General features: G+C 74.0%; 23 protein-coding genes. 13 read left to right on the top strand and 10 right to left on the bottom strand.

The features are described from left to right. Window positions 1–29: 29 nt before the first annotated feature. The gene (locus tag HCJ93_RS01245) at window positions 30–983 is read right to left on the bottom strand and encodes a ribose-phosphate diphosphokinase (protein WP_167990233.1); all 954 of its coding nucleotides are present in this window, start codon (window positions 981–983) and stop codon (window positions 30–32) included. Window positions 984–1,201: 218 nt separating this feature from the next. On the opposite strand from HCJ93_RS01245, the gene HCJ93_RS01240 reads away from it, so the two are divergent. Continuing rightward, window positions 1,202–1,864 (top strand): DUF4230 domain-containing protein, encoded by a 663-nt coding sequence (locus tag HCJ93_RS01240; protein ID WP_167990231.1) that lies wholly within the window; start codon window positions 1,202–1,204, stop codon window positions 1,862–1,864. Window positions 1,865–1,946: 82 nt separating this feature from the next. Next, the gene (locus tag HCJ93_RS01235) at window positions 1,947–2,495 is read left to right on the top strand and encodes a VanZ family protein (protein ID WP_167990229.1); all 549 of its coding nucleotides are present in this window, start codon (window positions 1,947–1,949) and stop codon (window positions 2,493–2,495) included. Window positions 2,496–2,640: 145 nt separating this feature from the next. On the opposite strand, the gene HCJ93_RS01230 is transcribed toward HCJ93_RS01235, so the two are convergent. Beyond that, window positions 2,641–2,877 carry a hypothetical protein gene (locus HCJ93_RS01230; RefSeq protein WP_167990228.1) on the bottom strand — a complete coding sequence of 79 codons (237 nt, stop codon included), beginning with the start codon at window positions 2,875–2,877 and terminating at the stop codon, window positions 2,641–2,643. Between the two features lie 154 nt (window positions 2,878–3,031). On the opposite strand from HCJ93_RS01230, the gene HCJ93_RS01225 reads away from it, so the two are divergent. The 4 genes from HCJ93_RS01225 to HCJ93_RS01210 all read left to right on the top strand — a co-directional run bounded on the left by HCJ93_RS01225 (window position 3,032) and on the right by HCJ93_RS01210 (window position 7,566). Then, window positions 3,032–4,057 carry a PHP domain-containing protein gene (locus tag HCJ93_RS01225; protein ID WP_167990226.1) on the top strand — a complete coding sequence of 342 codons (1,026 nt, stop codon included), beginning with the start codon at window positions 3,032–3,034 and terminating at the stop codon, window positions 4,055–4,057. A 135-nt stretch (window positions 4,058–4,192) separates the two neighbouring features. After that, window positions 4,193–4,849 carry an HAD family hydrolase gene (locus tag HCJ93_RS01220; protein ID WP_167990225.1) on the top strand — a complete coding sequence of 219 codons (657 nt, stop codon included), beginning with the start codon at window positions 4,193–4,195 and terminating at the stop codon, window positions 4,847–4,849. Window positions 4,850–4,963: 114 nt separating this feature from the next. Continuing rightward, complete coding sequence (locus tag HCJ93_RS01215; RefSeq protein WP_373563540.1) at window positions 4,964–6,178, top strand: FUSC family protein; 1,215 nt, start codon at window positions 4,964–4,966, stop codon at window positions 6,176–6,178. Between the two features lie 356 nt (window positions 6,179–6,534). Further along, complete coding sequence (locus HCJ93_RS01210) at window positions 6,535–7,566, top strand: SDR family oxidoreductase (protein ID WP_167990223.1); 1,032 nt, start codon at window positions 6,535–6,537, stop codon at window positions 7,564–7,566. 70 nt (window positions 7,567–7,636) lie between these two features. Here the strand turns inward: HCJ93_RS01210 and HCJ93_RS01205 are convergent, their stop codons facing one another. Both HCJ93_RS01205 and HCJ93_RS01200 read right to left on the bottom strand, forming a co-directional pair. Continuing rightward, window positions 7,637–7,951 carry a hypothetical protein gene (locus HCJ93_RS01205; RefSeq protein WP_167990222.1) on the bottom strand — a complete coding sequence of 105 codons (315 nt, stop codon included), beginning with the start codon at window positions 7,949–7,951 and terminating at the stop codon, window positions 7,637–7,639. Window positions 7,952–8,013: 62 nt separating this feature from the next. After that, entirely contained in the window at window positions 8,014–9,303 is a 1,290-nt protein-coding gene (locus tag HCJ93_RS01200; RefSeq protein ID WP_167990220.1) for an ROK family transcriptional regulator, read from the bottom strand. Window positions 9,304–9,548: 245 nt separating this feature from the next. On the opposite strand from HCJ93_RS01200, the gene HCJ93_RS01195 reads away from it, so the two are divergent. The 3 genes from HCJ93_RS01195 to HCJ93_RS01185 all read left to right on the top strand — a co-directional run bounded on the left by HCJ93_RS01195 (window position 9,549) and on the right by HCJ93_RS01185 (window position 12,731). Further along, window positions 9,549–10,037 (top strand): FBP domain-containing protein, encoded by a 489-nt coding sequence (locus tag HCJ93_RS01195; protein WP_167990218.1) that lies wholly within the window; start codon window positions 9,549–9,551, stop codon window positions 10,035–10,037. Window positions 10,038–10,174: 137 nt separating this feature from the next. Continuing rightward, entirely contained in the window at window positions 10,175–11,422 is a 1,248-nt protein-coding gene (locus HCJ93_RS01190) for an FUSC family protein (protein WP_167990217.1), read from the top strand. Window positions 11,423–11,531: 109 nt separating this feature from the next. After that, on the top strand, window positions 11,532–12,731 hold the full coding sequence (locus HCJ93_RS01185; protein WP_167990215.1) for a lactonase family protein: 1,200 nt from the start codon (window positions 11,532–11,534) through the stop codon (window positions 12,729–12,731). Here HCJ93_RS01185 and HCJ93_RS01180 read toward each other — a convergent pair. Beyond that, entirely contained in the window at window positions 12,699–13,427 is a 729-nt protein-coding gene (locus HCJ93_RS01180) for a DUF2470 domain-containing protein (RefSeq protein WP_167990213.1), read from the bottom strand. The genes HCJ93_RS01185 and HCJ93_RS01180 overlap by 33 nt on opposite strands. A gap of 120 nt (window positions 13,428–13,547) precedes the next feature. Further along, complete coding sequence (locus HCJ93_RS01175; protein ID WP_167990212.1) at window positions 13,548–14,156, bottom strand: TetR/AcrR family transcriptional regulator; 609 nt, start codon at window positions 14,154–14,156, stop codon at window positions 13,548–13,550. Window positions 14,157–14,298: 142 nt separating this feature from the next. Here HCJ93_RS01175 and HCJ93_RS01170 point away from each other — a divergent pair, with 142 nt between their 5' ends. Further along, window positions 14,299–15,786: a cytochrome P450 gene (locus tag HCJ93_RS01170; RefSeq protein WP_167990210.1), complete on the top strand. Its 1,488-nt coding sequence runs from the start codon at window positions 14,299–14,301 to the stop codon at window positions 15,784–15,786. Here HCJ93_RS01170 and HCJ93_RS01165 read toward each other — a convergent pair. The 4 genes from HCJ93_RS01165 to HCJ93_RS01150 form a co-directional block, all read right to left on the bottom strand. Then, window positions 15,754–16,578, bottom strand: coding sequence for a pentapeptide repeat-containing protein (locus HCJ93_RS01165; protein WP_167990209.1), 825 nt, complete (start codon window positions 16,576–16,578; stop codon window positions 15,754–15,756). The two genes, HCJ93_RS01170 and HCJ93_RS01165, sit on opposite strands and share 33 nt — an antisense overlap. Window positions 16,579–16,629: 51 nt before the next feature. Continuing rightward, window positions 16,630–17,523: a sigma-70 family RNA polymerase sigma factor gene (locus tag HCJ93_RS01160; RefSeq protein WP_167990208.1), complete on the bottom strand. Its 894-nt coding sequence runs from the start codon at window positions 17,521–17,523 to the stop codon at window positions 16,630–16,632. Further along, complete coding sequence (locus HCJ93_RS01155; RefSeq protein ID WP_167990207.1) at window positions 17,520–18,272, bottom strand: PIG-L deacetylase family protein; 753 nt, start codon at window positions 18,270–18,272, stop codon at window positions 17,520–17,522. Before HCJ93_RS01155 ends, HCJ93_RS01160 begins: the two co-directional genes overlap by 4 nt. 112 nt (window positions 18,273–18,384) lie before the next feature. Next, window positions 18,385–19,686: an alpha/beta fold hydrolase gene (locus HCJ93_RS01150; protein ID WP_167990206.1), complete on the bottom strand. Its 1,302-nt coding sequence runs from the start codon at window positions 19,684–19,686 to the stop codon at window positions 18,385–18,387. A 268-nt stretch (window positions 19,687–19,954) separates the two neighbouring features. Between HCJ93_RS01150 and HCJ93_RS01145 the strand changes: the two genes are divergently transcribed. The 3 genes from HCJ93_RS01145 to HCJ93_RS01135 are packed head-to-tail and all read left to right on the top strand — an operon-like array spanning window position 19,955 to window position 22,850. Further along, window positions 19,955–20,710, top strand: coding sequence for a (Fe-S)-binding protein (locus tag HCJ93_RS01145; protein ID WP_167990205.1), 756 nt, complete (start codon window positions 19,955–19,957; stop codon window positions 20,708–20,710). Then, window positions 20,707–22,185: a LutB/LldF family L-lactate oxidation iron-sulfur protein gene (locus tag HCJ93_RS01140; protein WP_167990204.1), complete on the top strand. Its 1,479-nt coding sequence runs from the start codon at window positions 20,707–20,709 to the stop codon at window positions 22,183–22,185. The genes HCJ93_RS01145 and HCJ93_RS01140 overlap by 4 nt, the downstream gene beginning before the upstream one ends. Further along, window positions 22,182–22,850: a LutC/YkgG family protein gene (locus HCJ93_RS01135; protein WP_167990203.1), complete on the top strand. Its 669-nt coding sequence runs from the start codon at window positions 22,182–22,184 to the stop codon at window positions 22,848–22,850. The genes HCJ93_RS01140 and HCJ93_RS01135 overlap by 4 nt, the downstream gene beginning before the upstream one ends. Window positions 22,851–22,999 lie beyond the last annotated feature (149 nt).

The raw sequence follows: 22,999 nt of genomic DNA, 5'->3' as shown, positions 1-22,999 counted from the left end.
GGTGTGTCCGCAGCGCCGCTCCCCGCCCGCTAGGCGATCGGCTGTGCGTCGAACAGGGCGCTGACCGACTCCCCGTTGTGGATGCGCCGCACCGCCTCGGCGAGCGCCGGGCCGATGGACAGGATCCGCAGCTTGCCGGTGTGCTCCTCGGCCGGCACCGGCACGGTGTTGGTGCACACGATCTCCAGGACGTCCTGCTGCTCGCTCAGCCGCCGCAGCGCGCCGGCCGCGAACAGCCCGTGCGTGCAGGCGACCCGGATCGACCGCGCGCCCAGCTCCCGCAGCCGCTCCAGCAGGGCGAACACCGTGCTGCCCTTGGCGATCTCGTCGTCCAGGACGATCACGTCCCGCCCGGCCACGTCACCGATGACGGAGCTGATGCGCACCCGGTCGTCGGCGAACCGCTGCTTGGCCCCGGCCGCCACGTCGGCCCCGATCAGCCGGGCGAAGTGGGCCGCCTCCTTGGCGTTGCCCAGGTCCGGGGAGACGACGGTGGTGCGGCTGAGGTCGTACTGGCTGAAGTGCGCGGCCAGTTCCCGCAGGGCGTGCAGATGGTCGACCGGCACCGAGAAGAAGCCGTGCACCTGGGGCGAGTGCAGGGTCATCGTCAGGACCCGGCTCGCGCCCGCCGCCACCAGCAGGTCGGCCACCAGCCGGCCGCCGAGCGAGATGCGCGGGGCGTCCTTCTTGTCGGAGCGCGCGTAGGAGTAGTGCGGCATCACCACGGTGATCCGGGACGCCGACGCGCCGCGGGCCGCGTCGATCATCATCAGCAGCTCCACCAGGTGCTCCTGCACCGGCTTGACCAGCGGCTGCACCAGGAACACGTCCCGCTCGCGGCAGTTGGCCTGGAGCTGCACCTCCAGGCAGTCGTTGGCGAAGCGGCTGACCCGCGTCGGGCTGAGCGGCACACCGAGATGCGAGCAGACCTCCTCGGCGAGTTCGGGGTGGGCGCTGCCGCTGAACACGGCGATGTCTCGCATGACCGGTCTCCTCGCCTGATCATGTGTCCGGGCCGGGATCATGCTACTGGCCTGCCGCGCGGCCCAGTTGCCGACGCACGGTCCGTCGTCCGCCGGTGCGCCGTGCGCCCCCCGTGTGCGTCCGGTGAGCATCGTGCGCGCAGCGGTCCGCCTCCCAACGGACCTGTTTGCCACAGCAGATGGGGGCATCCGCTCGGTAGGAAGGAGGGCCGTCCGCCATGACGACTCCCATCGGCCGCCTGTCCGGGCGTACGGCGGGCCGGGTGAAGGTGCTGAGCGCGGTGGTGCTGCTGTTCGCGGTGCTGCTCGCCGGTATCCGGCTGCTCGGCCTGCCGGGACCGAAGGACGTGTTCGGCACCGGGTCCCGCGACCGCGGCGGTCCCGCGCCGCTGAGGTCCGTCCAGGACATCAGCCGCCACGAGGCCGCCTCCGGCAGCTTCCAGGTCGTCGTCGGTCCGGAGAAGGACGCCGAGTACCTGCCCGACGCGCTGCGCGGAAGCCGCACCCCGTACGTCGGAGCGGGCTCCGTGGACGGCTGCGTCGTTCTCGGGAAGGCCGGCGCGGACGCCGTGGGGGCCGACGAGGACCGCACCGCTGCCCCCCTTCGGCTGCCGCACGCCCGCCTCGGCCATCCGGCGCCGGTCCCCGAGTGCTCCTCCGCCGTCTCCAAGCAGCGCGGGCCGTTCGACCGGCTCGGCGATCCGTTCCCGGACAACCCCGACGGCGAGCAGGCCGTGCGGAAGCTCGCCGTGCGGCACATCGGCGACGCCGCGAAGGAGAGCGGTCTGCCGGCCCGCGCCGAGGCCGACACCACCGAGATGCTCCGAGGCCCGCTGCGCTCGCTGGGTTTCGAGGACGTGCGCATCACCTACGGGGACTGAGCCGTCCCCCACGAGGCCGGCCCGTCCCGGCCGCTTGTCCGCCCCGTGCCGCCCCCACCCACGCCGATCACTGGAGGACCTCATGGCCCGCTCCGCCTCGCACTCCCTGTCCGCCGGCCTCCGGCGTTCCCGGCCGGCGGCGCCCGGCGGGGGCGAGCCGGACGGACGGCGCCCGCTGCCGCTGCGGCTGCGGCTGCCGGCGATGGCGTGCGCCTTCGTGTTCATGGTGGCCTTCGCGGTGGTCCTGGCCCGGCTGACCCTGCAACCCTCCCCCGCCTCCGAGGCGCTGACGCACACCAATCTGCATCCGGGCCGCTCGCTGCGGGCCTATCTGGACCACCACACGGCGCGGGACGCGCTGCGGCAGGTCGGCGGCAACATCCTGCTGGGCGTGCCGTTCGGTGTCCTCACCCCGGTGATCGCGCCGCGCACCCGGAGGTTCCTGCGGGTCCTGCTGCTGACCACCGTGGTGATGCTGCTCGTGGAGTTCGCCCAGGGGGCGCTGGTCACCGGGCGGGCCTTCGACGTCGACGACGTCATCCTCAACACCGGGGGCGCGCTGCTGGGGTATCTGCTGGCGGGCCGGCGGCTGGGCCGCGCCGTGCACGCGCGCCGCAGGCGCCCGGCCTGACCGGATTCGGCCCGGCGCCCGGCCGGTCCGACCCGGCCCGCCGCCCGGTCCGGCGCTGCCGACGCCCCGCCCGGTCCGGCGCGAAGGGCACAGGCCGACCGCGGCGCCCGCCCGGGGCGCCGTCGTCGGATGATGCGACCTGCCGCTAGCGGACAGTCCAGGTGAACTTGTCGCCGCCCACCCAGCGGACCACGTCCGGGTCGTCCAGGTCGTGGACCGTGATCCCGTGCGCGGCGGCGACCTGCAGCACGTCGGTGATGGTCCTCGCCTCGCCGACCACCTGTCCGTCGATCTCCACGATGCGGAACGGGGGTGACCCGGGCTGTACGCCCAGCACCATGATCCGCGGTTTGGTGATGTGCGGGCTCGCGCTTTCGGTCATGAATAGAGCGTAGAGCGCAATCGGCGCGAACGCGGCGTCCAGGAAGCAATCCTCCCGGACTTCGCGCGTCCGCTCCTCCCCGGTCCACCGCGGGCGCGGCCGCGGTGTGCGGTGGTGCGCCCGCTGGGGAACCCTGGAGCGAGGAGGTAGGCCGATGGATCCCGTCGAGGCGTTGGAGCGGATCGCCTTTCTGCTGGAACGGTCCCTGGCGCCCGCCTACCGGGTCCGGGCGTTCCGCACCGCCGCCCGGGTGCTGAAGGAGCTGGGGCCCGAGGAGGTGCGCGAGCGGGCGGCGGCCGGGTCGCTTCAGTCGCTGAAGGGGGTCGGCCCGAGGACCGCGCAGGTGGTGCGGGAGGCCCTGGACGGCCGGGTGCCCGGCTATCTGGAGAAGCTGGAGGCCGAGGCGCAGGACGAGACCCCGTCCGGGCGGGGCGGCGGGCGGCTGCGGGCGCTGCTGCGCGGGGACTGCCATCTGCACTCCGACTGGTCCGACGGCGGCAGCCCGATCGAGGAGATGGGCCGGGCCGCGGCCGCGCTCGGCCACGAGTGGGCCGTGCTCACCGACCACTCCCCGCGGCTGACCGTGGCCCGCGGGCTGTCGGCGGAGCGGTTGCGCGAGCAGCTGGAGGTGGTGGCGCGGCTCAACGAGACCTGGGCGCCGTTCCGGCTGCTGACCGGCATCGAGTGCGACATCCTCGAGGACGGCTCCCTCGACCAGGAACCGGAGCTGCTCGAGCGGCTGGACGTCGTGGTGGTGTCGGTGCACTCCAAACTGCGCATGGACGCCCGCTCGATGACCCGCCGCATGGTCGCCGCCGTGCGCAACCCGCACTCCGACGTGCTGGGCCACTGCACCGGCCGGCTGCTCAGCGGGCGCGGGCGCCCGGAGTCGGAGTTCGACGCGGACGAGGTGTTCGCGGCGTGCGCGGAGACCGGCACCGCCGTGGAGATCAACAGCAGGCCGGAGCGGCTCGACCCGCCCCGGCGGCTGCTGCGCCGGGCGGTGGAGGCGGGCGTGCTGTTCTCCATCGACACCGACGCGCACGCGCCGGGTCAGCTGGACTGGCAGATCCTGGGCTGCGCCCGCGCGGAGGAGTGCGGGGTGCCGCCCGAACGGGTGGTCACCACCTGGACGCGCGAGCAGCTCCTCGACTGGGCGCGGGAGCGGAAGCTGCCGTGACCGGTGAGAGGCGGGAGCGCGAGCCGCCGTGACCGGTGAGTCCCAGGGGCGGCGGCTGCCGTGACCGGTGAGGCGCGGCTGCGGCGCGGACGGGTACCCGTACCGCGCACGAGGAGCACCGAGGAAGGGACCGCGATGGAACGCGCCGCCGTGTTCGACGTCGACGGCACGCTGGTCGACACCAACCATCTGCATGTGACGGCCTGGTGGGAGGCCTTCCGGCAGGCGGGCCACCGGGTGCCCATGCACGCCGTGCACCGGGCCGTGGGCCTGCCGTCCGCCGATCTGGTCGCACACCTGCTGGGCGACGAGCGGGACCCGGACCGGGACGGCGAGCTGAGCGCCGCGCACAAGGCGCTCTACGGGCAGTACTTCGACCGGCTGCCCGCTCTGCCGGGCGCCGGCGAGCTGCTGAAGCGGCTGCACGCGGACGGCTGGCAGGTGGTGCTCGCCACCTCGGCGGGCGGCTCCGAGCTGAGCGCGCTGCGCCGGGCGATCGACGCCGACGAGGCGATCACCGCGACCGCGAGCGCCGACGACGTCGAGCAGGGCAAGCCCTCGGCCGAGCCGGTCGAGCACGCCCTGGAGCTGGCCGGGGTAGCGCCCGAGGGAGCGGTGTTCGTCGGCGACACCGTGTGGGACATGAAGGCCGGCCGCCGGGCCGGCGTGCGCTGCGTGGGTCTCCTGTGCGGCGGCATTCCGCGGGCCGACCTGGAGGAGGCCGGTGCCGAGGCGGTCTACGCCGACCCGGCCCATCTGCTGGCGTCCCTCGCGGACAGCCCCCTGGGATGACGGCCGGGCGGCCGGCCCCTCCGAGGTGACCTTCCAGGGCGAGCGTCCGGGTGTGACGTCCGACGCCGGACGGCCCGGGTGTGAACCCCCGGGGTGCCGGGATACCCGCAGGCCATGACGCGTGTGTGGGAGACGGTCGGAGAGGGCCGGGCGGGCAGCCGGGCGACGCCGATGGCCCGGATGGCCGACCTGGTGCGGCGGGACGTACGGGCCGCCGGGCAGGCGGCGCGTGCCGTGTGGCGGGGGCCGGGGCGGGAGCGGGACCAGCTCGTCCAGTCGATGAAGGCCGCCGGGGCGGCGCTGCTCGCCTGGCTGGTGGCATGGGTGTGGCTCGGCGATCCCATGGCGCTGATGGCCCCCTGGGTGGCGCTGGTGCTGGTGCAGGCGACCGTCTACAGCTCGGTGCTCCAGGCGGGGCGGCAGTTCACGGCCATCTGTGTGGGGGCGCTGGTGGCGTCCGGGGCACAGGTGGTGACCGACGACGCGACGGGCGCGCTGGCGCTGTCCGTGCCGGTGCTGATGCTCCTGTCGAACTGGCCGCGCTTCGGTGACCAGGGGATCTTCGCCGCCACCACGGCGCTGTTCACCATCGCCTCGGGCGCGGTGAGCGTGGCGGCGGTCGGCCACCGGCTCGGGCAGGCGGCGCTGGGCGCGGTGATCGGTGTGGCCGTCAACGCGCTGGTGCTGCCGCCGATCCATCTGCGCGACGTGCGGGAGAACCTGGCCGCGCTGGCCCGGGAGACCGGTGACGTGCTGCACGCGGTGGCGCGTGATCTGCGGGAGGGCGACTGGGACGCCCAGTCGGCGGCCGACCGGCATGCGGCCGCCCTGCGGCTGCACAGCAGGCTGGACGCGCTGCGCTCGGCGCGCGGCTGGAGCAGGGAGAGCCTGCGCTTCACCCACGGGGCGCTGCGGGCGCTGCACCGGGCGCCCACCGCCGCGCTGCCTCCCGAGGAGGAGGACGACCGGTTCAGCCGGGTGGTCGGGCATGTCACCGCGCTCACCCGCACGCTGGCGGTGGCCGCCGACGAGCAGCGCAGCCCCACGGCCCCCGACCCGAAGGCGCTGCGGCACTGCGGGCGTCTGCTGGAGCTGATCGGGGACACCTGTCACGCGGAGGCCCGCCGCCTGGCACACGGCGGCTCCTCCGGCGGGGGCCGCCCCGACGAGGAGACCGAGGCCGTGATGCGCCAGCTCCACGAGGACCTGCAGGAAGGCATGCGGGAGCACGCCGGTCTCGGGGCCGCGCGGGCCGCGGTGCTGGGCACGCTGCTGCTGCAGGCCGAGAACCTCTGGGCGGACCTGGTTCCGGAAGGAGACGACGAGTGACGCACATCACCGCAAACACAGACATTCGGCGGAACACCTGAAGGTGGTTGCCCGTTGAACCAAGCGTGGGTGCGGATGGGACAGTGTCCCCGAGCCTCACCATTCGCCCACAGGGACGATCGTTCGGCTGAAGCCCTGTGGAGCCTTTCGCCGAGAGGCGACCGCCATCCGTACCCACCCCGTACCGCCCCGACCGTGATTCCCCCGTCGCGGTCGGGGCTCCTTCTTTCCGCCCTCCTGGCCGCACTCCGCGGCGCGCCCTCTCGCCCTGCCGGTGCGCGCCCTCATGCCCGGCGCGCGTCGCGGGTACTCGGTCGGTTCCGCACAGCAGCACAGCCGGCCGAGAGGAGTGGACCGTGAGCAGCGAGACCGGTCTGAGGGTCGTGGTGACGGGCGCGACGGGGAACGTCGGCACCAGTGTGGTGAGCGCCCTGTCGGAGGAACCGCGGGTCGCGTCCGTACGGGGCCTGGCCCGGCGTCTGCCCGCCTGGTCACCGGCGAAGACCGACTGGTCGGCGGTGGACCTGGCATCCGGCAACGCGAACCTCGCCGACGAGTTCGCGGGCGCCGACGCGGTGATCCACCTCGCCTGGGCCTTCCAGCCGACGCACGATCCGGCGACGACCTGGCGCAGCAACGTGATGGGCAGCATGCGGGTGTTCGACGCGGTCGCCGAGGCGGGCGTCCCGGCCCTGGTGCACGCCTCCTCGGTGGGTGCGTACTCACCGGGGCCGAGGGAGCGCGCGGTCGACGAGTCCTGGCCCACGCACGGCTGGCCGGACGCCGCGTACTGCCGCGAGAAGGCCTATCTGGAGCGGGCGCTGGACATCTTCGAGCGCGACCACCCGGACACGCGGGTGGTGCGCATGCGGCCGGCGTTCCTGTTCAAGCGCGCGTCGGCGAGCGAACAGCGCCGCATCTTCGGCGGCCGGTATCTGCCGGGCCCGCTGCTGCGGCCGGACCTGCTGCCGTTCCTGCCCGACGTCCCCGGCCTGCGGGTCCAGGTGCTGCACACCGATGACGCGGCGACCGCCTGCAAGCTGGCGGTGCTGGACGGGAACGTCAGGGGCGCGTTCAATCTGGCGGCCGAACCGCCGGTGGACGCGGACCTGCTCGGGGAGATGCTCGGTACCCGGCGGGTGCGCATGCCCCGGGCCGCGGCCCGCTCGGCGGTCGCCGCCGCCTGGGGCCTGCACCTGCTGCCCGCCTCCCCGCACCTCTTCGACGCCGTGCTGCGACTGCCGCTGATGGACTGCACGCGGGCGCGCGCGGAACTCGGCTGGCAGCCGCTGCGCAGCGCGACGGAGGTGATGGAGGAGTTCCTGGAGGGTCTCCGCGAGGGCGCGGGAGCCCCCACCGAACCGCTCCGGGGCCGGAAGGTGGCCTGAGAAGGCGGCCTTCCGCTCCGCGAGCCGCCGTCAGGGGACAGGGGGGACTTCGCCCCCCACCCGGGGCGGGTCAGGCGGACGACTCGTCCGGCACCGGGTGCTCCGGGTTGGGGGAGCCGGCGTGCGGGGCGCCGCGGCGACCCGTCCCGGCCTCGTCCGTGTCGGGGACCTCGGTGTCGGGCTCGGGCTCCTCGGAGCCGGACGCCGGCCCGGCCGCTTCGGCCTCTTCGGCGGCATCCTCGGAGGTGTCGCCCCCGGCCTGGCGCTGGGCGGCGCCGGGGGCCACCTCCCAGGGGTCCTCACCGGCTCCGGCCTGCTGGTCGGGCAGGTCGCGCGGGACGGCCGGACCGTTCTCCCCCGGTCCTTCGAGGCGGTGGTCGGTCACGGCGCTCTCCCTTCCTTCGTACGGCGACCTCCGCGAGTACCTCCGCCGGGAGGTGCGAAACCTCAGCGGGGCGTCAGCTCCCGCAGCGCGGCCCGCCAGGCGGGCGGCGGGATCTCGGGATCCGGTTCCGGGCGGCGTCCGCCGCGGGCGAAGAAGGCGGCGAGCGGCAGGACCGCCGCGCCCACGGTGACCGCGTCGGGGCCCAGGCGGCCGAGTTCGATCGTCACCCGCTCGGCCGGGTGGCGCAGCGCGTACGACAGGGCGTGCCGGCGCACGGCGGGCAGGAAGCGCGTGCCGAGCCGGAGGCCGGCCCAGCCGCCGACGAGGATGCGCTCGGGCTGGAACAGGTTGATCAGGTCGGACAGCCCGGCGCCCAGGTACTCGGCGGTCTCCTCGAGGACGGCGAGCGCGGTGGCGTCGGGCTCGGCATCGCCGGCCGGGTAGGCGGCGGCGAGCATCGCGGTGAGGGCGGTCTCCTCGTCGGTGCCCTCGGGCACCCGGCCCCCCTCCTCGCGCCACCGGGTGAGCAGCGACTCGGCACCGGCGTACGCCTCCAGGCAGCCGAGCGCACCGCACCGGCAGCGGCGCCCCCTGACCCGTACCGTCAGGTGGCCCCACTCGACCGCCCGGCCCTGCTCCACCTCCGGGGTGACCAGGCTGGCGCCGACGCCGGAGCCGAGGAGCACCACCACGGCGTTGCGGGCCCCGCGCCCGCCGCCGAACCACATCTCGGCCTGGCCCAGCGTCCTGGCGCCGTTGTCGATGAGGTAGGGGACGGTGTCGGGCAGCGGGGAGCCGGTGCGCAGCAGGGACTCCAGCGGTACGGCGTCCCAGCCGATGGTCTGCCCGTGCACCACGGCGCCGCCGCCCTCCGGGTGCTCGACGATGCCGGGCACGCCGATGCCGACGCCGAGCAGCCGCTCGGGCGGCAGGCCCGCCGCACCGAGCACCTCGGCGATGCCGGAGCGGATGTGGCCGACGATGACCTCGACCGCGTACCGCCGCTGCTCCAGCGGGCGTTCGGCCCGGGCGAGCTCGGTGAGCGCGAGGTCGAACAGCTCCACACGCACCCGGGTCTCGCCCACGTCCACGCCGATCATGTGGCCGCCGGCGGGGGCGACGCGCAGCAGCGTGCGCGGGCGGCCGCCGTCGGAGCCGACACTGCCGGCCTCCTCCACCAGGCCGTCGGCCATGAGGTCGGCGACCACATTGCTCACCGAGCCGGAGCTGAGTCCGGTGGCCGGGCCGAGCTCGTAACGGCTGAGGGGGCCGTCGACGTAGAGCCGCTGCAGCACGGCCGTCCGGTTGGCCCGTCTGAGGTCGCGTACCGTTCGCCCGTTCCGCCCCGCCATGTGGCTCCTTCCGCCCCGGCCCGGCCTGCACCTCACCGCTCGCCGGGACCGGGTCCGGCGCGACTTCCCTCCCTGCTTATTTTACGGTGTGAACTATCACCTCTCCGGCACCCCGGCGAAATTCGGTGGCCCGTTCCCCGCCGGTCTCCCTACGCTGACACCAAAACCTAGACCCCCTAGGTTTCTCGACCGATCCCTTCGACCGATCTTTCGACCATCCCCGACCGACTCGCTGGAGACCCGTCATGCGCCCGCTCACCGAGCAGGACATCCGCACCTCGTTCATCAACTGCTCGAAGGGCGAGGCCAAGCGGCTGCCCGTGCCCCGCGATCTCGGCGAACGCCCCTGGGAGGATCTCGACTTCCTGGGCTGGCGCGATCCGGGCGGGCCCGACCGGGCGTATCTGGTCGCCGAGCGCGACGACCGCCTGGTGGGAGTGGCCCTGCGGTTCCAGCCGGGGCGCCGCGGCCTTCTGCAGCGCAGCATGTGCTCGCTGTGTCTGACCACCCATCCGCGCGGCGGCGTCTCCCTGATGACGGCCCGCAGGTCGGGACCGGCCGGCCGGGAGGGCAACTCGGTCGGCGCCTACATGTGCACCGATCTGGCCTGCTCCCTCTATCTGCGCGGCAAGAAGGTCCCGGAGACCGGGGCCCGTTTCGAGGAGAGCCTCACCCTGGAGGAGCAGGTCGCCCGGACCCGCGACAATCTGCACGCCTTCCTCGACAAGCTGTAGGCCCCCGCCCGGCGGCCCGGCCCCCCGGCGGCCCGGCGGGCGCCGTTCCCGGTGTGTGACGGACCATGGTGCGCCAGTGGAGTTTTCCTCACGGGCCTGTGTGTTCGATGCGAACCGGGAAGGGGAACCGTCGGAAGATGCGAGTGGTACGTGAGTGGACGGCGCCGGTGAGGGAGTTCATCCTGCGTCACCGGGACCCGGTGACCGTCCAGGCGCTGCGCTCGGCCACCGCGGCGACGCTGTCGTACGTCATCGCCCTGCGGCTGAGCCCGGAGCCCGCTCCCCTCACGGCTCCGCTGACCGCGCTGCTCGTCGTGCAGGTCACCCTGTACTCCACCATCACCACCGGTGTGCGCCGGGTGAATTCGGTGGTGGCGGGGGTGCTCGTGGCGATCCTCTTCAGCCTCCTGGTGGGTCTGACCTGGTGGAGTCTGGGCCTGCTGATCCTGGCGTCGCTGATCGTCGGGCATCTGGTGCGGGTGCAGGAGTTCGTCCCCGAGGTGGCGATCAGCGCCATGCTGGTGCTCGGGGTGACGACCCACGGGGAGTACGCCTGGGCCCGTGTGGTGGAGACGCTGACCGGCGCGGTCGTCGGGCTCGGCATCAATCTGCTGCTGGCTCCCCCGGTGTGGGTGGAGGAGGCCGGCGAGTCGATCGAGGGACTGGCCCGCCGGCTGCGGCAGTTGATGCTGAGCATCGGCGAGCAGGCCACCGGCCCCACGCCGCCGCACGAGGCGGCGGACCGGCTGCACGAGGCGCGCCGTCTGGACCACGACATCGTCGAGGTGGACGCGGCGCTGCGGCAGGCGGAGGACAGTCTGCGGCTCAATCCGCGGGTCCGGGAGGGACTGCTGCACCGGGTGGTGCTGCGCACCGGCCTGGACACGCTGGAGATCTGCACGGTGGTGGCGCGGGTGCTGGCACGCACCCTGACCGACCTGGCCAAGGAGCGGGAGCCCGAGCGGCTGTTCGAGCCGGAGACCGGGGCGACCTTCGCGGAGCTGCTGTCCGAGATCGCCGACGCGGTGGTCAGCTTCGCGGTGCTGGTGACCACCAGCGTGAGCAGGAGCGCCGAGTCGGCGGAGGAGCGGCTCGCCTCCGAGCTGCGGCAGGCGGCCACCACCCGCGACAAGCTGGCGCAGCTGCTGCTGGAGGAGGTGCAGCGCGACCCCAGTCAGTGGGAGCTGCACGGCGCGGTGCTGACCGAGGTCAACCGCATCCTCGACGAGATGGACATCGAGCACCGCACGCGCCGCCTGTTCGAGGAGCTGGACCGGCACTCGCGCGAGCAGCGGGAGCGGATGCCGTGGCTGACCCGGCTGCGCGAGAGCGTCCCCGCCCGGCTGCGCCGTACGTCCGGCGCCGCCTCCCATCGCGTCAAGTGACCCCGGCCGTGCGGGCGCCCGGGGCGGTTGTCCCGGTGTCCTTGCCCCGCCGGCGGAACGGCGTCAGGGTGGCCGTGGTGCACGGGGCCCCTGATGACGAGGTGGGTGGATGAGCTCGGGCGGGTGGAGCAGGCGGCGGTTCGTGGGTGCCGTCGTCGGGTCGGCCGCCGCGGCGGCGGTGTCCGGGTGCGGCGGCGAGGACGGTGCCGCCGAGGGCTCGCGGTCGGCGGCGGCACCGGCGTCCCGCAGCGGCGCACGGAGGCGGAGCCCGTCGCCCTCCGGTCCGCGCCCGCTGTACCTCGGCACCTACACCTCGGCCGAGGGCGGCGGCAAGGGCATCGGCCTGGCCGTCTACGACCCGGCCACGGGACGGATCACCGGCACCGGGACCGTCACCGGCGTGGCCGACCCCTCGTATCTCGCGGTGCACCCGGACGGCCGGACCCTCTACGCCGTGAACGAGCGGCACGACGGCGCGGTGACCGCCGTGCGGATCGCCGGCCGCGAGGTGCTGGGCAGCCGGAGCTCCGGCGGTGCCGCGCCCTGCCATCTGTCGGTGCATCCGAGCGGGCGGTGGCTGCTGAGCGCCAACTACGGCTCGGGCAGTGTGGCGGTGCACCCGATCGACGGCTCGGGGGCGCTGGGCGAGCGCAGCGAGCTGGTCGTGCACTCCTCGCCGCCGCCCGGGCCGGGGCAGCGGGGCCCGCACGCCCACCAGTTCGTCACCGCGCCGGACGGCGGGCATGTCCTCGCCGTCGATCTGGGCACGGACACGGTGTACAGCTACCGGCTGGACGAGAGCTCCGGCCGGCTCACCGAGGCCGCCCGGGCGAGCACCCGGCCGGGCGCGGGTCCGCGGCATCTGGCCTTCCACCCCGGCGGCCGGTACGCCTACCTGGCCAACGAGCTCGACAACACGGTGGCGGTGTGCGCCTACGACCCCGGCTCGGGGCGGCTGAGGATCGGGCGGCCGCAGTCCACCGGGACGGGACCCGGCACCAACTACCCGGCGCAGATCGTGGTGACGCCCGACGGGGGCTTCGCCTTTCTCGCCAACCGCGGCGACAACAGCCTCACCCGGTACGCCGTCGAGGAGGACGGGGCCGGGCTGAGGCTGCTGGACACGGTGCCGGTGGGCGGCGACTTCCCCCGGCAGATCGCCCTCTCCCCCGACGGCGCGCTGCTGTTCGCGGCCAATCAGAAGTCCGGTACCGTCACCGTGTTCAGCGTGGACTCGGAGAGCGGGGAACTGCGGCCTGCGGGCGAGCCGTTCGTCTCACCCGTCGCCGTCTGTGCGCTGCCGCTGTAGGGCGCGCGGGCAGGAGGCCGCGCTCGCCTGGGCGAGCAGCACATGCATGCGCTCGGTGAGCTGGGCGATGTCGTCGGCGGGCGCGTGGAACGGCAGCCGTACGTCGCCGTCGGTGCGGGCGCGTTCGACGCGCAGGGTCAGTCCGTGCCGGTCGACGGCGAGCGGCTGGACGCGGACGGCGCCGTGCAGGCTGCCGGGGCCGACCAGGCGGGTGAGGCGTTCCACCGCGTCGGGGTGGCAGTCGGCGAGGTGGGTGAGCAGCCGGGCCTCGGCGAGGGCGAGCGGGTCCGGCGCGGCCACGGCGTACTCGTCCGGGTCGACGAGGACCGCTCCGGAACGGCGGCGCAGCACCACGCGGGTGGGCCTGAAGACCAGATGGCCGTCCTCGGCGGAGAACCAGCCGGCGAGCCACAGCCGGGCGCGGATCCTGCCGCGCACGGGGACGGGCGCGACATCGGCGAACTCCAGCACGGCGGACGGCTCGCCGCGCGGCGCGCAGATCGCGGCGGCGCGCAGCACGCTGTCCTCCGGCACGCTCAGGCGGATCCGTCCGTCCTCGGTCACGCTGTGCGCGCCGACGAACTCCTCGCGCGCGCCCTCGGCGGTCACCGCGCAGGACCAGGCCGCGGCCAGCACCGAGCGGGCGCGTTCCGCGGCGCCGGGTGCGGCCGTCCAGCCGTGCGTGTCGTCACCCATCCCCGAACCTCCTCTTAGGTAAGCCTTGCCTAACTTATCGGAGATCGGGGTGTGCGCCAACCGGGACACCTGATCTTCACGAGACCTCGCCGCGCCGGACCGGCCGGCCCGGCGCGGCGGTCAGTGCGCGAGCACCTTCAGCAGGGCGCGGGCGCACAGGTCGCGGACCTGCTCCCGGCTCAGCTCCGAGCCGCGCAGCCACTCCAGACACACGGCGGTGGTGAAGGCCAGCCAGCCGCGCACGGCGAGCCGGACCTCGGGACGCTCCTGGAACGCCGGCCCGAACTCGGGGTCCGCGGCCAGCGCGGCCAGGATCTGCCGCTCCTGGGCGGCGAGCGCCCGCCGGTAGGCACGGCGCACCACCTGGTCCCCGGCCGCCTCGGCACGGTGGAAGGCCCGGTAGCCGTGGGCGTGCTCGGCGGCATGCGCGAGATACATGTCGAGGTTCGCGGCCAGCTGGTCGCGCACCGGAACGCCGGGTACCGCGGCGGTCATCCGCAGCATGCGCTCGCTCTCCCGCTCCACCACGGCCGCGAAGAAGTCCCGCTTGGTCGGGAAGTAGTGGTACAGCAGCCCCCGCGATACCCCGGCGATCTCGGCGACCTGCTCGATCCACACCTCGTCGTACGGCTTCTCGGAGAACAGGCGCGCCCCGACGGACAGCAGCTGCTCGCGGCGCTCCTCGGTGCTGAGCCGGCGACGGGTGCGTTCGCCCTGGTTCGCAGCCATTCCCGCACTGTACTTGACGCCGGTTCAGCGGCGGGACGACACTGAGGCCGCTATTGAACCCACGTCCAACACGCGAGGGGGCGCAGGCTGCCCACGGCTCCCGCGGCGCGCAGGCGCGCCGGCAGTGAAGGAGACCGCTTCCATGGCGAAGACGACGACAGGGACGAAGCCGCCGAAGGGGTTCCGCAGCGCCGAGCTGGGCTGGCCCGAGCTGCACCGCATCCCGCACCCGCCGTACCGGCTGCCGCTGCTCGGTGATGTGATCGGCGCGAGCAGGCGCACTCCGCTGCAGGACTCGCTGAAGTACGCCTCGCTCGGGCCCGTCTTTAGGCGGAACGCCTTCGGCAAGGAGTTCGTGTTCGTGTGGGGCGCCCGCCTGGTGGCCGATCTCGCCGACGAGTCGCGCTTCGCCAAGCACGTCGGTCTCGGCGTCGCCAATCTGCGGCCGGTCGCGGGCGACGGCCTGTTCACCGCGTACAACCACGAGCCCAACTGGCAGCTGGCGCACGACGTGCTGGCCCCCGGCTTCAGCCGCGAGGCGATGGCGGGCTACCACACCGTGATGCTGTCGGTGGCGGAGCGGCTGACCGGCCACTGGGACCGGGCGGCGGCCGCGGGCCGCGCCGTGGACGTGCCCGGCGACATGACCAAGCTGACCCTGGAGACCATCGCCCGCACCGGCTTCGGCTACGACTTCGGCTCCTTCGAACGCTCCCGCCCGCACCCCTTCGTGACGGCGATGGTGGGGACGCTCACCTACGCGCAGCGGCTGAACACGGTGCCCGGTCCGCTGATTCCGCTGCTGCTGCGCCGGGCGAGCCGGCGCAACGCCGCCGACATCGAGCGGCTGAACCAGATCGTCGACGAGGTGGTGCGGACGCGCCGCGCCGACGGGGGCGGGAGCGGCGACCTGCTGGACCGGATGCTGGACACCGCGCATCCGGAGACCGGTGAGCGGCTCTCCGCCGAGAACGTGCGCCGCCAGGTCATCACCTTCCTGGTGGCGGGCCACGAGACCACCTCGGGCGCGCTCTCCTTCGCCCTGCACCATCTCGCCCGGCACCCCCGGGTCGCGGCCCGCGCCCGCGCCGAGGTGGAGCGGGTCTGGGGCGACACACCGGCGCCCGGCTACGAGCAGGTGGCCAAGCTGCGCTACGTCCGCCGGGTGCTCGACGAGACGCTGCGGCTGTGGCCGACGGCGCCGGCCTTCGCCCGCGAGGCGCGCGAGGACACCGTGCTGGCCGGGGAGCATCCGATGCTGCGGGGCGCCTGGGCGCTGGTGCTCACCCCGCTGCTGCACCGGGACCCCGAGGTGTGGGGACCGGATGCGGAACGCTTCGACCCGGACCGGTTCGAACCGCGGGCGGCGCGGTCGCGGCCGCCGCATGTGTTCAAGCCGTTCGGGACGGGGGCGCGGGCCTGCATCGGGCGGCAGTTCGCGCTGCACGAGGCGACGCTGGTGCTGGGACTGCTGCTGAGGCGGTACGAGTTCCACGCCGACCCGGCGTACCGGCTGAAGGTGACCGAACGGCTGACGCTGATGCCGGAGGGGCTGCGGCTGCGGGTGGAGCGGCGGCCGGTCAGGGGCAGGCCGGTGTCAGACGCCCCAGTGGGCCGGGCGCCGAAGTGACGCCGGCAGGCGGGTGCCCTCGTTGCCCCGTGCGGCGTTCACCTGCGGCTGGGTCAGGAACAGCGCGCCGGTCAGGTCCGCGTCGGTGAGATCGGTGTCCCGCAGGTCCGCGCCGAGCAGGTCGGCGCCGCGCAGGTCCGCGCCGGTCAGATCGGCGGCGATCAGGCAGGCGCCGCGCAGGCTGACTCCGCGCAGATCGGCGCCGCCGAGGCGGGCGCCCGGCAGATCCGCCCCCCTGCGATCCCTGCGCCGTCCGCGCAGCGAGGAGCGGGCCAGGTCACTGACCCTCAGCAGCAAGGCGCCGACGTGCTGCCGGTGGGCCTCCGCGTCCAGCGCCGCCAGTTCCTGCGGCGGCAGCAAAGCGAGCCGCTCCGTCTCCTGAAGCGTTACGCGCAGCTCGTCCCGGAGAGGGCGGGCGGCGGGCAGCGAAACGGCCTCGGTGAGGTACCACAGCAGCTCCTGCAACTGGCGCACCACCGGGAACACCTCGAACATGCGCCGGGCGTGCTCGTCGGGCCCGCCGCGCCAGTCGCGTCCGCCGAAGGTGACCTGGGAGACCTTCTGCCCGGCGCCGAAGCAGTCGTAGACGGTGCAGCCGCCGTAGCCCTCCTGCCGCAGCCGGGCGTGGATGCGGCAGCGGTGGTCCTTCTCGAGGTTGCGGCAGGGGGTGCCGGCCGGCTTGTCGGCGGCGAAGCCGGACGACCGGGCGAACGGCAGGGCGACGCAGCACAGTCCGAAGCACTGCGCGCAGTCGCCGCTCAGGTCCGCCCGGCCGGCCGTCTCCTCGTGCACGCCGTTCACCCTACCGGCCGGCTCGGTCCAGCCGGCGCCGGTGCGGTCTGGTCACCGCAGGCCGGACACGTCGAGCCGGGCGAGCCGCTCGGGGTCGGCCAGGACGTACATGCCGGTGATCCGGCCGTCGTCGTCGACGGTGACGTACATGACCGAGTTCAGGCGGCCGTCGACCAGGCTGACCAGTCCAGGGGAATCGTTGACCCAGGCCATCGTGGCGGCCGCGGTGTAGCGGGCGAACAGGAGCGCCGACTCGGCCACGGGCTTGGCACCCTGCAGCCGCCTGGAGGCGCCGGGGCCGCGGACCAGCGGACCCGCATCGGCCCGGAGCACCACGTCGGGGTGCAGCACCGAGACCAGCGCCTCGAAGTCACCGCCGCGCGCGGCGGCCATGAAGGCCTCGAGCGCCTGCCGCTGCCGGGCGGGATCGGGCTCGGTGGAGGGCGTGGCCTCCTTCACCCTGCGACGGGCCCGGCTGGCCAGCTGCCGGGTGGCCGCCGGGGTGCGCTCCACCACCGGTGCGATGTCGTCGAAGGGCACCGCGAACATGTCGTGCAGCACGAAGGCCAGGCGCTCGTCGGGCGCCAGCGTCTCCAGGACGACCAGCAGCGCCAGGCCCACCGAGTCGCTGCGCACCGCGTGCTGCTCCGGGTCGGTGTGGCCGAGCGGCCTGATCACGGGGTCGGGGACGAAGGTCTCGTCCATCGGCTGCTCGCGGCGGGCGGTGCGGGTGCGCAGCATGTCGAGGCAGATCCGGCCGGTGACGGTGGTCAGCCAGCCGCCGAGGTTGTCGATCTCCTCGGTGCCGGTGCGGCCCAGGCGCAGCCAGGCCTCCTGGACGGCGTCCTCCGCCTCCGCCGTCGAGCCGAGCATCCGGTAGGCGACCGAGGTGAGCCGGGCGCGGTGCTCCTCGAAGCGCTCGGCCAGCTCCTGGGTGCCGCTCATGCCCCCGCCCTGGGGAAGAGCTCGAAGGTGACCGCGGGCCGGCCGCCGAACCGCTTGCCCGCCTCGCGGGCGAAGCCGATCAGGAACTCCCGCACGTACTCCTCCGGGTCCCGGTCGGTCAGCGCCTCGATGTAGGCGCGGTGCTCGAGCAGGGAGCGCACCGCGCGCTCCATCCCCTCCGTCGCGTCCACGGCGTGCGTGGGCGAGCTGGAGCCGGCCACGGCGACCCAGCGGACGCCGTCCCAGGGTTCCAGGCCCTGCTCGGTCAGCTCTGGGAAGATCCAGCGGTTGCCGGCGTCGGCGGCGGCGTCCAGCGTGGCCCGCCCGACCGCCACGTGGTCCGGGGTGTTCCACTGCGTGCCGCCCCAGGTGTCCCGGTGGTTGAGGGTGATCACCAGTTCGGGCCGGTGCCGCCGGATGGCGGCGGCGATGTCGCGGCGCAGCGCGGGGCCGTACTCGATGACGCCGTCCCTGTGGTCCAGGAACTCCACGGTCGACACCCCGACCACGGCGGCGCTCGCCCGCTGCTCCTGCTCGCGCAGCGGGGCGCACTCCTCGGGCGGGAGCGTGTCGATGCCCGCCTCGCCGCGGGTGGCCAGCACATAGGCGACCTCGCGGCCGGCGTCCGTCCAGGAGGCGATGGCCGCCGAGCAGCCGTACTCCAGGTCGTCGGGGTGGGCCACCACCGCGAGCGCGCGCTGCCAGTCCTCTGGCATGGGGCTCAATTGCGTGATCAACGGATCCGTCATGCCCGCAGCGTAACCACGTCGGAGCGGTGACCTCGCGTCGATGTGCGGCGAGTTGATCACCCGTCACCGCGCGCCCCGGCAGACGCACGGCGGGCCCCCGCGCTCGGCAGCCTCACAGCCGGCCGCGGGCGAGTGCGAGCAGCCGGTCGAGCACCCGGGGGCCGCCGGCCCGCACGCCGTCGTGCTCGAACTCGTCGGTCACCCAGGTGCGCAGGCCCTTCACGGCGCGTGCGGTGGCGAGGGAGTGGGCCGTGTCGACGAACAGGTCGTCGTGGTAGACGGCCGCCGCGACCGGGACCTCGTTGACGGCGAGGCGGGCGGGGTCGTACAGCGGCGGCCAGTCGGTGCGGGCGGCCAGCAGTTCGGCGGTCTCGCGCAGCGGGCGCAGCGCGGGGTCGCAGTCGAAGGTCCAGGGGTGCACGGTCTCCCCGGTGAACAGCAGCGGCTCGTCACCGGCGAGCGCCTTGGCCGCGTCGAACTGCGGGAACTCCGAGCGCACCCGCTCGGCCGCCCAGGCGGTGGGGCGGTTTCCCTGGGCGTAGCAGGCCTCGTGGACCAGGGCGTACAGCGGATGGCTCGCGTAGGAGAGCAGGTGCTGGACCTGCTCCTGGAAGGCGTCCGACAGGGCGGGTCCCGAGGCTGTGCGGACGAAGGCGTCCTCCAGGAGGTGGTGCAGGCGGTGGGTGCCGTCACCGCTGCCGAGCAGGATGCCGAGGGACTGGAACGCCTCGACGGTGAGCCGGTAGCCGTTCGGCAGGGTCACCTCGTGGGTGAGGAGGTGGTCGGCGATGCGGCGGGCCCGTTCGACGTCCTGCGGGTAGCGCTCGTAGTGGGCGGTGACCTTGCGCTCCATGCGCGGGTAGGCGGCGCGGTAGACGTCGTCGGCGTGGCCGTCCAGCGAGGGCAGCCCGCCGGTGATGATCGCGGTGTCCAGGCCCTCGGGGGCGAAGGACAGATAGGTGAGCGTGCAGAAGCCGCCGAAGCTCTGCCCGAGGACCGTCCAGGGGGCGCCGCCGGTGACGCGGGGGCGGATCGTCTCGCAGTCGCGGACGATGGAGTCGGCGCGGAAGCGGGCGAGGTAGGCGGCCTGTTCGGCGGGGCCGCCGCGCAGCGGGAGGGTCTGCCGGTTGGCCGGTGTGGAGTGGCCGGTGCCGCGCTGGTCGAGGAGGAGCACCCGGTAGTCGTCCAGGGCCCGGCCGAGCCAGGCCTGCTTCCCGATGAAACGGTTCGCCCCGAAGCCCGGTCCGCCCTGGAGGTACACCAGCCAGGGCAGGTCCCGGTCCGCCTTCTCGGCGGCCACGGCCTCGCGGGCGTACAGCTCGATGGTCTCCCCCGAGGGGTCGTCGTGGTCGAGCGGAACGGTGAAGCGGTGGTCGGTGAGGACGACTCCCGGCTGGCGGTAGCTGTGCGTCAACGGGGCTCCCGGGACGGACGGACGATCGGACCGCGCCCCAGTCCAGCACATGTTTCTGCGGTCAACGAGCCCGGATCGCGCAAAACTTTCTGATCGGTCGGTCAGGGGGGCGCGGAGAGCGCGGGAGGGGCACGCCGCTCGCCGGATCGCATTCCCTCGCGCGGGGCGCGCACGCGCGGTGCGGGACCCGGCAGGCCCCGGGTCTGCCCCACGCGCCGCGAAGCGCACTACTCTGCTCAGACGCGATGATCGACAACTGGGAGCCGCCATGCGTGTCGCCCTGTTCCTGACCTGTGTGAACGACACGCTCTGCCCGGACACCGGGAGGGCCGTGGTGAAGCTGCTGACCCGGCTGGGCGTGGACGTCGACTTCCCGATGGACCAGACGTGCTGCGGCCAGGCGCACTACAACACCGGCTACCGGCACGAGGCGGAGCCGCTGGCCGAGCACTTCGCGAAGGTCTTCGGCGAGTACGAGGCGATCGTCACCCCGTCCGGTTCCTGCGGGGCGATGGTGCGCGAACTGTATCCGCGGATGGGTGAACGGGCGCGGGCGGAGGGGCGCGGCGACAGCCTGGCCGTCACGCTGGCCCCGGTCGTGCCCCGGACCTACGAGCTGACCGAGTTCCTGGTGGACGTGCTGGGCGTGACGGACGTCGGGGCGTACTACCCGCACAAGGTGACCTACCACCCGACCTGTCACGGGCTGCGGAGCCTGGGCCTCGGCGACCGGCCGCGGCGGCTGCTCCAGGCGGTGGCGGGACTGGAACTGGTGGAGCTGCCCGGGGCGGAGGAGTGCTGCGGGTTCGGCGGCACCTTCGCGGTGAAGAACTCCGACGTGTCCGCCGCGATGGGTGCCGACAAGGTGCGCAGCGCGGAGTCGACCGGCGCTCAGGTGCTGTGCGCGGCGGACAACAGCTGTCTGATGCACATCGGGGGCACCATGAGCAGAGTGGGCACCGGCATGCGTGCCGTGCACCTCGCGGAGATCCTGGCGAGCACACGGGAGGAGCCGGCGGCATGAGCGGGACCTTCATCGGAATGCCGGCGTTCCCGCAGGCCGCGCGTGCCTCGGTGCACGACGCGACCCTGCGCGGCAACCTGCGGCACGCCACGCACACCATCCGCGGCAAGCGGGAGCAGGCGGTCGCGGAGGTCGCCGACTGGGCCGAGCTGCGGGAGGCGGGCAAGCGGATCAAGGACCATGTGCTGCGGCATCTCGACCGCTATCTGGTGCAGCTGGAGGAGTCGGTCACCGCCGCGGGCGGCGTGGTGCACTGGGCGGCGGACGCCGAGGAGGCCAACCGGATCGTGGCCCGGCTGGTGAAGGAGACCGGCGAGCGCGAGGTCGTCAAGGTCAAGTCGATGGCCACCCAGGAGATCGGGCTGAACGAGGCGCTTCAGGCCGAGGGCATCCGCGCCTACGAGACCGACCTCGCCGAACTCATCGTGCAGCTGGGCAGAGACCGGCCCTCGCACATCCTGGTCCCGGCGATCCACCGCAACCGCGGCGAGATCCGGGACATCTTCACCCGCGAGATGGGCGAGTGGGGCCGGCCCGCCCCCGAGGGCCTGACCGACTCGCCCGCCGAGCTGGCCGAGGCGGCCCGGCTGCATCTGCGGGAGAAGTTCCTGCGCGCCAAGGTCGGCATCTCCGGGGCGAACTTCATGGTGGCCGAGACCGGCACGCTGGTGGTGGTCGAGTCGGAGGGCAACGGCCGGATGTGCCTGACCCTGCCGGAGACGCTGATCTCGGTCGTGGGCATCGAGAAGACCGTGCCGAGCTGGCGGGACCTGGAGGTGTTCCTGCAGACCCTCCCCCGCTCCTCTACGGCCGAGCGCATGAACCCGTACACCTCGATGTGGACCGGGACGCGGGACGAGGACGGTCCGCGCGCCTTCCATCTGGTGCTGCTGGACAACGGCCGCACCGACACCCTCGCCGACGAGGTCGGCAGGCAGGCCCTGCGCTGCATCCGCTGCTCGGCCTGCCTGAACGTCTGCCCCGTCTACGAGCGGGCCGGCGGCCACGCCTACGGCTCGGTCTATCCGGGCCCGATCGGCGCCATTCTGAGCCCTCAGCTGCGGGGCACGCGGAGCGAGATCGACGCCTCGCTGCCGTATGCGTCGAGCCTGTGCGGTGCCTGCTACGAGGTGTGCCCGGTGGCCATCGACATCCCCGAGGTGCTGGTCCATCTGCGGGAGCGGGTGGTCGAGGGCGGACCGGTGATCCGCGAGGGCAACAAGGTGGTGCTGCGGCCCGCGAAGGGGCATGCGGCCGAGCGTGCCGCGATGCGCGCCGCCCGCTGGGCGCTCACCCGGCCCGGTGCCCTGCGCACCGCCCAGCGCCTGGCCTCCCGCACCCGCCGGCTGCGTCCGCGCACGCTGCCCGGCCCCGGCAGGGCGTGGAGCGGCACCCGGGATCTGCCACCGGTGCCGCCGGAGCCGTTCCGCGACTGGTGGCAGCGCACCCGCGGCGGAAAGGACGAGGCGAAGTGAGCAGCAGGGAACGGATCCTGGGCCGGGTGCGTCGTGCACTGGCCGACGTGCCCGGCGACGACACCCCCTACGAGCAGGCGGTCCCCCGCGGCTACCTGCGCGAGCACGGCGAGCGGAGCACCGAGGAGACGGTGGAGCTGCTCGCCGAGAACCTGGCCGACTACCGCGCCCTGGTGCACCGCACGGACGCCGGGGGGCTCGCCGGGACCGTCGCCGCGCTGCTGCACCGGCGCGGCGCCACGTCGGTCGTGGTCCCGCCGGGCCTGGACGAGAGCTGGCTGGCGGAGACGGACGTACGGCGGGTGGTGGACCGGGCGGAGCAGACACCGGGCGAACTGGACCGGGTGGACAGCGTGGTGACCGCCTGTGCGGTCGCCGTCGCCGAGACGGGCACCATCGTCCTGGACGGCTCCCCCGACCAGGGCCGGCGCCGCATCACGCTGATCCCCGACCACCACATCTGTGTGGTGCGGGTGCCCGGCCAGGTGGTCTCCTCCGTGCCGCAGGCGCTCGAACGCCTCGACCCGGTGCGCCCGCTGACGTGGATCTCGGGCCCCTCGGCCACCAGCGACATCGAACTGGACCGGGTCGAAGGGGTGCACGGCCCGCGCACCCTGGAGGTGGTGCTGGTGACCGGCCTGCCGAGCGGCACGGACGGCTCGTAGCACCCCGAGGTCCGCCGCGTGCCGGAGGGTGATCCTTCGGCACGCACCGAGGACCCTGATGCGCGCACCCCGGGCTCCCTGGTGCACCGACGGGCTTCCTGGGGCACCCACCCATTGATCCGGCGGTGAGCAAGCGCTTGGATAGTGCC

This window comes from Streptomyces composti (assembly GCF_012034205.1).
GTDB classification, from domain to species: Bacteria; Actinomycetota; Actinomycetes; order Streptomycetales; family Streptomycetaceae; genus Streptomyces; species Streptomyces composti.
Note: the sequence above shows the minus strand (reverse complement) of the source record. Positions and strands in the feature narration are given on the sequence as shown.

Coding starts and splice junctions, on each gene's coding strand:
- HCJ93_RS01245 (WP_167990233.1), bottom strand. CDS start 983: ATGCGAGACATCGCCGTGTTCAGCGGCAGCGCCCACCCCGAACTCGCC.
- HCJ93_RS01240 (WP_167990231.1), top strand. CDS start 1,202: ATGACGACTCCCATCGGCCGCCTGTCCGGGCGTACGGCGGGCCGGGTG.
- HCJ93_RS01235 (WP_167990229.1), top strand. CDS start 1,947: ATGGCCCGCTCCGCCTCGCACTCCCTGTCCGCCGGCCTCCGGCGTTCC.
- HCJ93_RS01230 (WP_167990228.1), bottom strand. CDS start 2,877: ATGACCGAAAGCGCGAGCCCGCACATCACCAAACCGCGGATCATGGTG.
- HCJ93_RS01225 (WP_167990226.1), top strand. CDS start 3,032: ATGGATCCCGTCGAGGCGTTGGAGCGGATCGCCTTTCTGCTGGAACGG.
- HCJ93_RS01220 (WP_167990225.1), top strand. CDS start 4,193: ATGGAACGCGCCGCCGTGTTCGACGTCGACGGCACGCTGGTCGACACC.
- HCJ93_RS01215 (WP_373563540.1), top strand. CDS start 4,964: ATGACGCGTGTGTGGGAGACGGTCGGAGAGGGCCGGGCGGGCAGCCGG.
- HCJ93_RS01200 (WP_167990220.1), bottom strand. CDS start 9,303: ATGGCGGGGCGGAACGGGCGAACGGTACGCGACCTCAGACGGGCCAAC.
- HCJ93_RS01195 (WP_167990218.1), top strand. CDS start 9,549: ATGCGCCCGCTCACCGAGCAGGACATCCGCACCTCGTTCATCAACTGC.
- HCJ93_RS01190 (WP_167990217.1), top strand. CDS start 10,175: ATGCGAGTGGTACGTGAGTGGACGGCGCCGGTGAGGGAGTTCATCCTG.
- HCJ93_RS01185 (WP_167990215.1), top strand. CDS start 11,532: ATGAGCTCGGGCGGGTGGAGCAGGCGGCGGTTCGTGGGTGCCGTCGTC.
- HCJ93_RS01180 (WP_167990213.1), bottom strand. CDS start 13,427: ATGGGTGACGACACGCACGGCTGGACGGCCGCACCCGGCGCCGCGGAA.
- HCJ93_RS01175 (WP_167990212.1), bottom strand. CDS start 14,156: ATGGCTGCGAACCAGGGCGAACGCACCCGTCGCCGGCTCAGCACCGAG.
- HCJ93_RS01170 (WP_167990210.1), top strand. CDS start 14,299: ATGGCGAAGACGACGACAGGGACGAAGCCGCCGAAGGGGTTCCGCAGC.
- HCJ93_RS01160 (WP_167990208.1), bottom strand. CDS start 17,523: ATGAGCGGCACCCAGGAGCTGGCCGAGCGCTTCGAGGAGCACCGCGCC.
- HCJ93_RS01155 (WP_167990207.1), bottom strand. CDS start 18,272: ATGACGGATCCGTTGATCACGCAATTGAGCCCCATGCCAGAGGACTGG.
- HCJ93_RS01145 (WP_167990205.1), top strand. CDS start 19,955: ATGCGTGTCGCCCTGTTCCTGACCTGTGTGAACGACACGCTCTGCCCG.
- HCJ93_RS01140 (WP_167990204.1), top strand. CDS start 20,707: ATGAGCGGGACCTTCATCGGAATGCCGGCGTTCCCGCAGGCCGCGCGT.